This is a genomic window from Burkholderia sp. IMCC1007, from assembly GCF_027257875.1.
Lineage (GTDB): Bacteria > Pseudomonadota > Gammaproteobacteria > Burkholderiales > Burkholderiaceae > Burkholderia.
Map to the genome: position 1 here is coordinate 117,173 of NZ_JAPVQY010000009.1, position 12,003 is coordinate 129,175.

Here is a 12,003-nt window from a genome sequence, read left to right on the forward strand (position 1 = left end):
GCGCTATCGCACCACCGCGTCGGCCATCGCTTGCGCCTGTGCGACCAGCCGTTGATAGATCCGCTGCGACGGCACCTGTTTTGCGAAACACGCCTGCCGCGCACCCTCGGGCACGCGCGCCGCGCTGCACGCGGCGATCGGACGAAGCGTCACGTTCTTCCACAGCAGATACACGCGCTGGCCCTCGCGGACCGACACGGCGAGCGTGTTCGGCCCATCCGGCACGCCGTCCTGGCTTTCGCCGAGCAGCAACGCCTTCACCACGCCGTCGGCCGGCTGCCGCTTGACGGGCAATTCGGCGAAGCGAAACGCGGCGGCATCGTCGCCGAATACCTGCGTGTAGAGCGTTTCATTGTCGAACATCGCGGCGACGTCGTCGGTCGGCTTGATGCCCGCGTCGGCGGCAGCCGCCCACGCCTTCAACAGCGGAACCGTCGTCACGACGAGATTCGTCTTGCCGTCTTCCGACTTGAAGGCCAGCCCGTCCGGCCCCGGCTGCATCCCGTCGACGGGGCCGACGCTCTGCACCGTACCCTCCGGCGTCGCGGCAAACCCTCTCGCGCGGACCGTGCCGATCAGCTTGGCGAGCCGGGCATTCACGTCGGCCGTGTACTGTTTGTCGAGACCGGCGCGCTCTTCCGTCCGGGCCGCCGCCACGGCCGCCGCGACCTTCTTCCGGTAGGCGAGATACGAATCGGCCGGCGATGCGATCACCTTCACCCCGACCGCGGCGAGCACCGCCGCCACCACCACCGCCCCCGCACCGACCTTCAATCTTGAAATGCGCTTCATTTTTATGACGTCACCGAATCCCGCACCGATCGCTAAAACGGCTGCCGTGAACCCGCGGCAGCCGTCGCTCAGAAACGCGTCATTCTAACGTCGCGCGCAATTCATTCGTCCACCTTGAACGCCGACACGAGCCGCGTCAGTTCCGCCGCCTGCTGCTTCAGGCTTTCCGCGGCCGCCGCACTTTCCTCGACCAGCGCCGCGTTCTGCTGCGTCATCTGGTCGAGCGACTGCACCGCGTCGCCGATCTGATCGATGCCGGCGCTCTGCTCGACGCTCGCTTCGGCGATCTCGCTCATCATCGCGCTCACGCCCTGCACCTGCGACACGACATCGCGCATCACGCTGCCCGCCTCGGCGACGAGCCGCGATCCGGTATTCACGGTGCCCGCGCTGTGCTCGATCAGCGTCTTGATTTCCTTCGCCGCCTGCGCGCTGCGCTGCGCGAGATTGCGCACTTCGGAGGCCACGACCGCGAACCCGCGCCCCTGCTCGCCGGCGCGCGCCGCCTCGACGGCCGCATTCAACGCGAGAATGTTGGTCTGGAACGAGATGCTGTCGATCATCACGATGATCTCGGAGATCCGCTGCGACGCGTCGCTGATCTGCTCCATCGTGGTCACGACTTCGCCGACCACCTGCCCGCCGCGCGCCGCCGTATCGGATGCACCGGTGATCAGCTTCGCGGCCGTGGTCGCCGTTTCGGTGTTGTTGCGCACGACGGCCGTGATTTCCTCCATCGACGACGCCGTGCGCTCGAGGTTGCCCGACTGCCCTTCGGTGCGTTCGCTGAGATCCGCATTGCCCGACGCGATCTGCGCCGAGCCGGTCGCGATCGACACGGACGCCGCGCGAATCCGGTGAACGAGCGTCGACAGCGACGACACGAAGCGGTTGAACGCATCCGACAGCTGCCCGATCTCGTCCTCGCTCTCGACCGTCATCCGGCGCGTCAGGTCGCCGTGGCCGCTCGCGATCTCCGCCAGCAGCGTCGCCGCGCGCCGGATCGGCGCGGCGATCGCGCGGCCGACCAGCCAGATCACGATCAGCGCCACCGCGAGGCCCACTACCGCCGCGACCAGCGCCGCGCTGCGAATCGCGCGCGTCACCGGGCCGAGCAGCTCCGCCTGCGGCACCTCGACGACCACATACGCGGTCAGCTCCGGGATGAACGACGTCGCGATGAAACGCGCGCCGCCGTCGCCGTCGTAGCTCAGGTACGCATACGGCTTGCCGGCCAGCAGCGTCGACGATGCATCGCCGGGCAGGCCCCGCGCGTCCTTCAGGAAGTGCTTGCCGTCGATCAGCGACGTATCGCGATGCATCATGATCGCGCCGTCGGGCCGCACGAGATACGCAAAGCCGGTCTCGCCGATCCGGTACGCGGCGATCCCTTTCGCGAGCGCATCGACGGACAGGCTCATGCTGGCCGCGCCGACCGGCACGCCGTCGCGCTCGACCCGGCTGTTGATGAACATCATGTAGCCGCCGACGGTGACCTCGTGATCCATGTTCACGTCGAACGGCTTGCCCGACGCGAGGAAGGCGGTCAGCCACTGGTCGTTGTCGGTGACCTTGCGCTGCAGGCCGGCTTCGTTGTAGTAGTTGCCGCTCTTCACCGACACCCACTGCACCGACGCCGCCTTCTGCTCGTCCTTCACGTTCTTCGCGAGCTGGATCCAGTTGCGCGTGCCGGCGTCGGGTTCGCCGTCGGCTTCCCACTGCAGCAGGAACGCATCGCGCGCGAGCAGGCGCGACGCCGCGATCGGGCCGGCCATCTGCCGTTGCACGTCGGCGCGAATGCCGTTCACGGCGGTCGGCAGTTCTTCGCGCACGACGCGGTCGCGCACCGCATCGCCGATCAGACGGATGCTCAGCCCGCTCGAAATTGCGACGAACACGAGCAGGCAACTCGTCATGCTGAGAATCAGCTTGTTCTGAATGGAAAGCTTGCGCCAGAAATGCATGGAGTCCCCTCGATAACCGCTCGGTCTGAGCCAGTTCGGGTTATCGGCACGCGAGCGCGGGAACCGCATCGCTGGTTTCGGATGTTCGTCATACCGCATCCGATATATCGCGGATGAGCGGCGCCGGCAGGAGCGCGGCGCCGGCCCGTCAAGCTCGTGACGCTCAGTACGCGACGAAGATCGTCACGCGCCGGTTGCGCGCGCGCGCGGCGGCATCGTCGCCCGCGACGAGCGGCTGCGTATCCGCGCGGCCGATCGCCGCGAGCCGGTGCGGCGCCACGCCGCGATCGGCGAGATAGCGCACGACGCTGCCGGCCCGCGCGGACGACAGCTCCCAGTTCGATTCGTATTTCGCGGTCGCGATCGGCACGCTGTCGGTATGCCCTTCGACGAGGATGTCGCCGGTCGCGTGCGCGCTCAGCGCTCGCGCGATCTCGCCCAGCACGGGCGCCGCATCCGGCAGCACGTGCGCATCGCCGACGTTGAACAGGATCTTCGCGTCGATGCCGATCTCGATGCCGTGCGGCGCCTTCACGAGCGAAATGCGGCCGCTGCGCTTCAACGCATCGAGCGCCGCGAGCCACGCGGGCGCGTCGCCTTGCGCAGCCGCGTCGCGGGTGCTCGCGGCACCGCCGTCGCGCCGCGCAAGCGTCTGATAGCGCGCGTCGAGCGCGTTGTATTTCGCGAGCTGCAGCACATACAACGCGAGAAACAGCACCATCAGCGTCGTGATGAGATCGGCGTACGAGATCAGCCAGCGTCCCGACTGCGCGCCGTCGGGATCGTCTTCGGGATCGGCGGCCGAACCGGCTCGCGCGGAATCAGTTCGGGTGGTCATGTCGCGGCTCCGTGTTCATCATGCGAGCGACTCCGCCGCGCGGCCGCGCACGTCGCCGGTCAGCCGCGTTTCGATCGTGTGCGGCGACTCCTTGCGCGAGATCGCCAGCAAGCCGTCGAGATACAGCTTGCGGAAACGCAGCTCGCTGTCGATCTGCGCGCGCAGCTTTCCGTACAGCGGCAGGAACACGAGGTTCGCGAACGCGAGGCCGTAGAGCGTCGCGATGAACGCCACCGCGATGCCCGGGCCGAGCTGCGCCGGTTCGAGCATGTGGCTCGTCACCTGCACGAGCCCGAGCACCGAGCCGAGGATGCCGAACGTCGGCGCGTAGCCGCCGGCCTGCTGCCAGACGCGCGCGGCGGCCAGCCGGCTGCGCTCGTACGCGTCGAGGTCGCGCTGCAGCGCATCTTCGAGCACCGCGGTCGACACGCCGTTCGCGAGCAGCTCCAGCCCGCGGCGCGCGAACGGATGAATGCCGCTCACGTCCATCGATTCGAACGCGAGCAGGCCGTCGAGCTTCGCGCGATCGCCCCACTCCAGCAGGTCGGCCAGGTGCTTGCGATCGACTTCCTGCGCGCGCACGAACGCGAGCCGCAACTGCTTCACCGCATCGAAGAAGCGCGCCCATGTGTTCTGGATCATCACCGCGCCGAGCGTGCCGCCGAGCACGATGACGAACGCCTCGAACTGGAACAGCATCGAGAAGTGTCCGCCTTCGAGCGCGAAACCGAATACGATGGCCGCGCCGCCGAGCAGCGCGCCGACCAGGGTCAACAGGTCCATGGTGTCTCCGTTCCGTTATCCGTCATGCATCGGACGAGGCCGACGGCGCGGCTGCCGCGCCCGCCGCGGGTGCCGCGGGTGCCTTCGCGGCACGCACGGCATCGAGCACGCGCCGCTCGATCTCCTCGATCTCGATCGGGTCGAGCTTCAGCTCGCGGCGCATCACCCACGACACCTCGTTGCGCCGCGCCTCCGTCATCACGGAGAACAGCTTGTCGGCAACCGCGCGATCGTCGAGGCTCGCGATCAGTTTCGCGAGATCATACGTATCGAATCCGCTGATCACGTCGAACAGCGTGCGCTGATCGACCCACACGATGTCCTCGAGGCCGCGCATGTCGCCGCCCGAGCGCGGGTTGCGCCGCGAGAAATACGCGACGCCCTTTTGCTCGACGTAGCCGAGCACCTTCGACTTGCGGAACGCGAACACCTCTTCGGCGATCTCGGCATGCGACAGCTTGTTGAGCAGGAGCTTGCGGTCGACGCCGATCAGCGCTTCGAGATCGGCCAGCTCGATGAGCTCGAGCTCGCTGTTGATCGACACGTCGAGGTCGCAATCGGCGACCTGCTGCGCACGATCGACCACGCGCGCTGCGTCGAACGTGACGACCTGGCGCGCGTCCGACGACGACGCATGGTCGGCTGCGCTGCCCGCATGGTTCGTCTGCGCGGCTTCGATCGTGACGAGATTGAGCTTCTCCATCCGGCGCAGCATCGCGAGCACGTGCGGCCGCGAATGGCCGGCGATTGCGCGGCAGCGGCGGATCACGTCGGCGAGCGGCACCGACGTCTCGGCCGCATGCGTGTGCAGCGGCCGGCGGGCCCACGCGTCGCCGGACTCGCGCGTGTCGGGCGCCGCCATCAGCGACAGCACATGCGCGTACGACAGCACGCCGGGCATGAAGTCGGCATGCGTATAGGTCGCGAGCTGGTCGTCCTTGCGCTTCACGCGCCGGATCATCGTGCGCACGATATGGCGCAGCAGCGCGGACACCTGCTCGATTTCCTTGTCGAGCATCGCGGCCGGCACGACCGTGAGCTGACAGAACGACAGCGCCTTCGCGGTGTGCGCGCGCGGCTCGGACGCGAGCAGCGCCGATTCGCCGAAGAATTCGCCGCGGCCGAGCGTCGCGACCACGACGCGCTTGTCGTCGCATCGCGTGGACAGCTCGACCTTGCCGTCGGCGATGAGGAACAGGACGGGCTCGCCGGCGAAGCCCTCCGAATAGATGATCTCGCCGGGCGCGGCCGTGCGCGTCCAAGATTGCTGATGGTTCATTTGGTTCCCCTGCTGCGCTGGTTGTCGCGGACTGCGCGCCGCATGTCGGTTGCATGCGATCGACAGTCGTCCCCGTGACCGTTTAACGTCATCGGCACCGGCTTTCTTTAGGGGATTTCTGCTAATTTTTATCGGAAATGAAGATGAAAGGGCCGCCGACGCGTCGGATCGACGAACGGCTATCGCGCACGGCGCGCGGATTGTGTATGAACGGACGCGCGTCGCGCGCGACGGGAAACCGGTCCCGCGGGGGTGCGTGACGGCATGCCGACGGAAGGACCCGCCTTCTCGCGAGCCTTGCCCGAAGCGGCCGGATTCGTTTCGGGATGCTGCATTTATCTCGCCGCGGCACGCGGTAGCAACTTCCGCTCCCGCCCATCCGCCCCTCGTTTACCCGATATCGTCGGATAATTAGCTTTTATTTTCGCCTAAAATCGCGCTTCCCTTTAACCCGGAGCGGAAAGTACGTTTTGATTAAACTGACAAAAACCATCTCGCGCACGGCCATCGCCGCCTGCGTCGCTTATGCCGGCCTGATGCCGGTTTCCCAGTTCGCCCAAGCCCAGGTCGAACCGCTGAAGAACCCGGTCTACGGCGTCACGCTCGATGATCTGACGAAACTGGATGCGATCGTCGCGTCGCTGCAGAACTTGCCTTACCGTCCGACCGTGCGTGTCGTGTTCGATCCGGGCACGTCGGCCGCCGACTACTACGCGCCGTTGCTGCGCCTGCATGCGGTCGCTTACGTGATGGGCGAAGTCTACGATTCGTACTATTTCCCGACGGATCTCGCGACCTACAAGGCACGCACGCAGGAACTGGTGTCGCAACTGAAGAATACGGTCGACGTGTGGGAGATCGCCAACGAAATCAACGGCGAATGGCTGCGCGCCGATCCGTCCGGCACCACCGCCACGGTCAATTCGGAAGAGCAGCAGATCGGCCAGATGGTTGCCGCGGCCAACACGATCGTGAAATCGAACGGCGGCAAGACCGCGATCACGCTGTACTACAACGACGACAGCAAGGGCACCAACTGCTGGGAGAAGCCGCAGGATTACTGGAAGACCTGGCCGACGACCTTCCTGTCGTCGACGGTTCGCCAGCAGGCCGACTACGCGCTGTTCAGCTACTACCCGTATCAGGATTGCCCGGGGCTGAATCCGTCGTGGAAAAACGATTTCGCGGCGCTGGAAAGCATCTTCCCGAACGCGAAGGTCGGCTTCGGCGAGATCGGCACGTCCAGCACCTCGGCGCCCGCATCGGTGCAGCAGAACCTGATCAAGACCTACTACCCGATGGTCAACAGCATGACCGATCCGCGTTTCATCGGCGGCTTCTTCTGGTGGAACTACGCGGAACAGATGGTCCCGTATTCGACGAGCTCGTACTTCCAGTTGCTGCGTCAGACGATCCTCCCGCTCAAGGCGCCGAACTGATCGCCCGGCCATAGTCAACACCGTCAGCGCAGTCGCTCAGAACCACAATGTCGCGCGCACCACGAGACCACGTGCGCGGGCCGCTGACGTCACCCCGAACCGGTATTGCACCGTCACGTCGAGATAGCTTGCCGGCGCGGTATACCTGCCTTCGCGAAACCAGTACCGCACCTGGATGCCGGGCCCCGCACCGATTGCCGTTTGGTCCGACTCGCGATTGTCGTGATCGCCCGCCACCGCGACGTGCGGATAGACGGTCAGCCGGTCGCTGATCATCGGCAAGCGCCACGTGTGCCCGTAACGCAGCTCCGAATAAATGATGTAGCGCCCTGCCTTGATGAAATACGCGCCTTCGACATACGCCTGCCAGCTGCGCCAGCTCGGTTCGGTGACCCTCAGGTCGGTGCCGCCCTCCGACGAATAGCCGAGCCGCATCAGCCAGTCCGTCATCGACAGGCTGCCGATGTGAAACAGCCGCTCGGCGGTCAACACTACGTTCTGGTCGGCCAGCGGCTTGTAGCGCGCCCCGACCGATCCCTGCACGGTCGGCATGCCCGTCACGTTGCCGTTACCATCGTAGGCCGTGCCGTATCCGCGCACGAAGAACTGCAGGATGCGACCGTTCTGATAGCCGATCTTCGGCGGCTGCCAGTACGCCTCGACACCAGGCTGAAGGACGCTGATCGTGCCTTGCGGGCCGAACGCGGCCGACTGGTACGGCGCGCTCAGCACGAAACCCCACCTGCGCTCCAGTTGCTCGACTTCCCGCCGATAGCCGAACTTGCGCTGCGAGTCGAATGCATGTTCGTCTTCATCGGCGTCGAGACTGTGCTCGAAGAGCTGCACGGACTGCTCGTTCAAGCCGATCCGCTTGGCCGCATAGCCGGCGTCCGCGTAGTTCATCGCGTTGCCCGCGCCGCCGGCGAACCCCTCGTGAAATGCGTCGAGCGCCTCCTGATCCTTGTGTTCGCGAAGCAGGTCGTAGGCCTCCTGCAGTTTCCGCATCGCGGTGTCGTCCGCCGGCGCCGGCTGATCGGCTTGCCGCGCCTGCGCGACGATCGACGCGGCCATGTTGCGGTCGCCATCGGACGTCGCGTCGCCCGCCGCCAGCTCGGCCACGCGGATCGCGCTTTCGTTGTCGCCCGCCTGCAAGCTCATCTGCGCGATGCGCACCTGGATCGCGGCCGACTTTTCGCCGGCGAGGGGCGCCAGCGCCACGCCGGCTTCGTGCGGGCGCTTCGCCGCGAGCGCGCTGTCCGCCCACGCGAGGCGCAGGTTGCGCTGCTGCTCGCCGCTCCACTTTCCGGTCGTGACGGCCGCCGAGAAATCGCTGCACGCGACGTCGTAGCGCATCTGCCGCTGCGCCATGTAGCCGTGTTGCGCGAGTACCGGCGCGCTTTTCGGAAACCGGGTGCTCAGCGATTCGACCACCGCGTCCGCTTCGTCGACCTTGCCTTCGCGCCGGTACACGTCGACGAGCAGCAGCCCGAGCTGCTCGCTTCCGGGCTGAATCCGCAACGCGCGCAACACGTTGTTTTCCGCACGCGGCAGGTCGCCTGCATTGATGGCCTTGTATGCGCCGTCGGCGAGCCGATAGGCTCTGGGTGTCAGTGGGCGGGCGGCGAATGCCGGCGCCTGCCAGACGAGCGACATGGCGACCGCCAATGCGCTCAGCCGTGCACAGCGCTGGAGGCTCGTCGCGATCGGGCGTGTCGCGCGTTTCATGCTTGTTCTCCCAGCGGCTTCTCCGGCGGCGCGGCGTCGCCGCGGGTCCGCGCAAATTCGACGAAGCGCGAGTGCCGGGCCAGTTCGGCTGCGATCTCCGCATCGCTCGCGATGAAATAGGCAACCTTCGACCTGGCGCCGCGCCGCACGACGTCCTGCTCGTCCAGCGTGAGCGGACGTCCGACTGCAACGTTCAAGGTTCCGTCGTCCGCGGTCGAAAACGGGACGGCGTGGTACGTGTACTGCACCTCGAAGGCGAGCGCATCCGCGAAGTGGCCCACCGCGACGTTGCCGAGGCTCACGCGGGGCAGTTCGGCCTGTTCGGCGATCGCATCAGCCAGCGATTCGGGCGACAGTGCGCAGTCTTCGAGCAACAGCTCGCCCAGCCGCCTGCCGCACGTCAGTTGCTTGTCGAGGGTTGCCTGCAGCTGCTCCAGCGTGACCACGCCCCAGCCGACCAGGATCTCGCCGATCTTCTGGCGAACCTTCCCGAGCGCTTCGTTCGACAGGTAGGTATGGCTGGTCTTGTCCCACGCGATCGGCTTGCCGCTCGCAAGATGGTTCAGATAAATGCGCCACGCGCGACACACCGCGCAGAAGTTGATCAGGTTGTTGACGAACATGCGCGGAATCGACAGCAGCCCCTGCAACCGGCCGTTCAACCTGCTGACGAAGTAGTAGCGCTGCCCGGCGCGCACGAACAGCATGATCGTGTTCACCCACAGCAGCGGCGCGAACCACGTGGCGGCCTCGGCGAGCGGCCCGCCGATGGGGCCGGCCAGCCCGGCGCTTTGCAACGCGGCAACCAGCAGGAAGTTGAGCAGCACGGCATACGCGACCACCGAGAACAGCGATGTCACGACGCCCTTGCGATCGTGAAAGAACATGTACCGGGTGAGGAGGTCGCCCTTCCAGCCCAGTTGCTCCCAGCCCTGGAACGCGATGCCGAGGATCCAGCGCGCGCGCTGCCGATAGGCGGTCCGGAAGGTCTTCGGAAAATATTCGCGCGTGGCCAGCAGGTTTTGGTTGACGGCGCCGCCCGGTGCGCGCCGTGCATCGGTATCGCGCGTGCGATCCGACAGCGGAAAGCGCGCGAACGTCTCCTTCATCCCGAGGTCTCTCAGCCGGAAGCTGAAGTCGTAGTCCTCGGTCAGCGAAGCGGTGTTGAACGCGGAGCCGCCGCGCGCCTTCATCGCCGCTTCGATCGACCGCCGGCTGTAACACGACGCGACGCCCGCACCCGGGACGACGCCCGTCAGGCGCCCGCGTACCGGCACATCCTTCTGGTGCGTTTCGCTGAAATCGTCGAGATAGCAGCCGGCGACGAACTCGTTCCATTTCCGCGGCAACGACAGCACGGGGAGCTGGACGAGGTCGCTGTCCGCTACCGCATGATTCAGATACTTGAGTTCCACCGGATGAATGACGTCTTCGCAGTCGTGCATGACGACGCCGGCGAACTGGATATGGTGGGTCTCTTCGTAGCGCAGGATCGATCCGACGATCCAGTTCAGGCAGTCGGCCTTGCAGGTCGGCCCGTCGTTCATGACGGTCGCGCGCGTCACCCGCCCCGGATACCGGCGCACCATCCGTTCGACTTCCGCGGTGGTTTCGGCGTCGTTGTGATAGGTCCCGACGAAGATGACGTAGCGCTCGTACTCGAGGGTCGCCAACGTGTTTTCGATCATTTTGGCGATCACGTCATACTCTTTCCAGGCCGGCACCATGAGCGCCAGATAGCGCTCTTCCAGTGCACGCAGCGCGCCGACATCGATGGTCTGCGTTGGCTCGTGACGCAGCAGGCGCCCGATCTCGAACGACCAGTAACAGGCGTCCAGCACGAGATCATCCAGCGTGCTGACCAGGATGATGACGGCCGTCATGATGGCGACGGCAGTCAATCCATTTATATACGTACTCCATATTAGTTGGCTCATCATCGTCCCGATATGTGCGCTCGTTGGTATTGCTTCCCCCTCACACCCAACTCGGACGAAAAGCGCTCCGTCCTCGTCACCCCGTCACCCCGTCACGCCCCGCCCCCGCGGCTTGCACCACGACAACCGCCCGCGTTCGAATACGCCGTCGCCCGTGGCGCTTTCCGATTCACGCGCGCAACGTCGTTCAAAGATGCAACGTATTCGATGCGTGCCGTTCGACGCTACGCACTTGCGTGCCGGCTTGCGTCGTGCATCTCGATGCACGTTGAGATCATCGACGCATGCAGCCTGCTGTCGGGACAGCCGCCGGTCATGCAACGGCTTCGCGCTGCTCAGGTCGTGAAGCAAGTCATGCGCCATCGCCCGCGCAGCCCTTGATATTCAAGGCATCGACGTGTGCAAACAGGGATTTGGTCGACGAATCCGGGCCAAACGTTTCAGTGCTGCAACGTGCATCGGCCGATCGTGAGAAAAGCGCGTTTCGCGTCGCGTGCCGCGCAATCGGCACGCGATGACGACGGTCCCCGCACGAAAAAGCGCGGATCGACCGCGGGCAAGCGCGCACATCGGTCGTCTTCGCTCGCGCGCGCACCCACCACGAATTGCAGCGTGGCCTTATATCGAGCGTGACACGCAACTGGTTTTCCCTGAATCGTCCGAACACACTTCGACAGTAGCCAAACGAATGCGCGAAAACAGCGCTGTTGCAAGCATGAAACGTTTATCGGGCCATTTTCGAGCCGCCGTGACGCGCCAATTCGGGTAGCGCGGCCCAGCATCCATTTGCGACGGATGGTACGTTTTTAGCTTGAAAACACTGCCATCCGGGGCACGATTTTTGTCCGGTGCCAGGCGAAAAACGCGACGCGGCATCCCGATTCTGAAGGGCATCGGGCCGTGGTCGTTTCGTTGCAGCGATGCAACCAATCTGCATATCAGAGGATGAAAATCATGCCTTATCGTCGCAATCAATCTTTTCGAAACGGGTTGAGCACCGTCGCGCTACTCGCTGCTCTGGTTCCTGCGCTCGTCGTCATCGGCACGACGCAGCAGGCGAGTGCGGATCAGACCAAGCAGTCAGGCAAGATCAAGCCGCCGCCACTGCCGATCGGTTCGGCCCAGGTCCAAATCAAGGCAGGCATGTCCGAAGAGGATTGGGAGAAGGCATACAAGGAGACGGGGCGTCCCAAGTTCGACCGGAAGCTCGTCAAGAAAAACAACGGCAACGTTGAACGCGACTAGG

Annotated in this window: 9 protein-coding genes; 2 read left to right on the top strand and 7 right to left on the bottom strand. The window is 65.3% G+C overall.

The window, feature by feature from the left end; translation table 11 throughout:
* Window positions 1-3 precede the first annotated feature (3 nt).
* The 5 genes from O1Q03_RS11720 to O1Q03_RS11740 form a co-directional block, all read right to left on the bottom strand.
* Complete coding sequence (locus O1Q03_RS11720; RefSeq protein WP_269503582.1) at window positions 4-792, bottom strand: hypothetical protein; 789 nt, start codon at window positions 790-792, stop codon at window positions 4-6.
* 101 nt (window positions 793-893) lie between these two features.
* Window positions 894-2,756: a methyl-accepting chemotaxis protein gene (locus tag O1Q03_RS11725; RefSeq protein ID WP_269503583.1), complete on the bottom strand. Its 1,863-nt coding sequence runs from the start codon at window positions 2,754-2,756 to the stop codon at window positions 894-896.
* Window positions 2,757-2,919: 163 nt separating this feature from the next.
* Window positions 2,920-3,594, bottom strand: coding sequence for an OmpA/MotB family protein (locus O1Q03_RS11730; RefSeq protein ID WP_269503585.1), 675 nt, complete (start codon window positions 3,592-3,594; stop codon window positions 2,920-2,922).
* A gap of 18 nt (window positions 3,595-3,612) precedes the next feature.
* Complete coding sequence (locus O1Q03_RS11735) at window positions 3,613-4,377, bottom strand: flagellar motor protein (protein WP_269503586.1); 765 nt, start codon at window positions 4,375-4,377, stop codon at window positions 3,613-3,615.
* 22 nt (window positions 4,378-4,399) lie between these two features.
* The gene (locus O1Q03_RS11740; RefSeq protein WP_269503587.1) at window positions 4,400-5,656 is read right to left on the bottom strand and encodes a Crp/Fnr family transcriptional regulator; all 1,257 of its coding nucleotides are present in this window, start codon (window positions 5,654-5,656) and stop codon (window positions 4,400-4,402) included.
* A 536-nt stretch (window positions 5,657-6,192) separates the two neighbouring features.
* Between O1Q03_RS11740 and O1Q03_RS11745 the strand changes: the two genes are divergently transcribed.
* Window positions 6,193-7,095 carry a hypothetical protein gene (locus O1Q03_RS11745; protein WP_269503686.1) on the top strand — a complete coding sequence of 301 codons (903 nt, stop codon included), beginning with the start codon at window positions 6,193-6,195 and terminating at the stop codon, window positions 7,093-7,095.
* A gap of 36 nt (window positions 7,096-7,131) precedes the next feature.
* Here the strand turns inward: O1Q03_RS11745 and O1Q03_RS11750 are convergent, their stop codons facing one another.
* Window positions 7,132-8,820 carry an NfrA family protein gene (locus O1Q03_RS11750; RefSeq protein WP_269503588.1) on the bottom strand — a complete coding sequence of 563 codons (1,689 nt, stop codon included), beginning with the start codon at window positions 8,818-8,820 and terminating at the stop codon, window positions 7,132-7,134.
* Window positions 8,817-10,757, bottom strand: a complete 1,941-nt coding sequence (locus O1Q03_RS11755) for a glycosyl transferase family protein (RefSeq protein WP_269503589.1) — start codon at window positions 10,755-10,757, stop codon at window positions 8,817-8,819. The genes O1Q03_RS11750 and O1Q03_RS11755 overlap by 4 nt, the downstream gene beginning before the upstream one ends.
* 954 nt (window positions 10,758-11,711) lie before the next feature.
* Between O1Q03_RS11755 and O1Q03_RS11760 the strand changes: the two genes are divergently transcribed.
* On the top strand, window positions 11,712-12,002 hold the full coding sequence (locus O1Q03_RS11760; RefSeq protein WP_269503590.1) for a hypothetical protein: 291 nt from the start codon (window positions 11,712-11,714) through the stop codon (window positions 12,000-12,002).
* The last annotated feature ends 1 nt before the right edge of the window (window position 12,003 follow it).

What these genes read in the sequence shown, in the direction of transcription:
- O1Q03_RS11720 (WP_269503582.1), bottom strand. Translation starts at nt 792, where the DNA reads ATGAAGCGCATTTCAAGATTGAAGGTCGGTGCGGGGGCGGTGGTGGTG.
- O1Q03_RS11725 (WP_269503583.1), bottom strand. Translation starts at nt 2,756, where the DNA reads ATGCATTTCTGGCGCAAGCTTTCCATTCAGAACAAGCTGATTCTCAGC.
- O1Q03_RS11730 (WP_269503585.1), bottom strand. Translation starts at nt 3,594, where the DNA reads ATGACCACCCGAACTGATTCCGCGCGAGCCGGTTCGGCCGCCGATCCC.
- O1Q03_RS11735 (WP_269503586.1), bottom strand. Translation starts at nt 4,377, where the DNA reads ATGGACCTGTTGACCCTGGTCGGCGCGCTGCTCGGCGGCGCGGCCATC.
- O1Q03_RS11740 (WP_269503587.1), bottom strand. Translation starts at nt 5,656, where the DNA reads ATGAACCATCAGCAATCTTGGACGCGCACGGCCGCGCCCGGCGAGATC.
- O1Q03_RS11745 (WP_269503686.1), top strand. Translation starts at nt 6,193, where the DNA reads ATGCCGGTTTCCCAGTTCGCCCAAGCCCAGGTCGAACCGCTGAAGAAC.
- O1Q03_RS11750 (WP_269503588.1), bottom strand. Translation starts at nt 8,820, where the DNA reads ATGAAACGCGCGACACGCCCGATCGCGACGAGCCTCCAGCGCTGTGCA.
- O1Q03_RS11755 (WP_269503589.1), bottom strand. Translation starts at nt 10,757, where the DNA reads ATGAGCCAACTAATATGGAGTACGTATATAAATGGATTGACTGCCGTC.
- O1Q03_RS11760 (WP_269503590.1), top strand. Translation starts at nt 11,712, where the DNA reads ATGCCTTATCGTCGCAATCAATCTTTTCGAAACGGGTTGAGCACCGTC.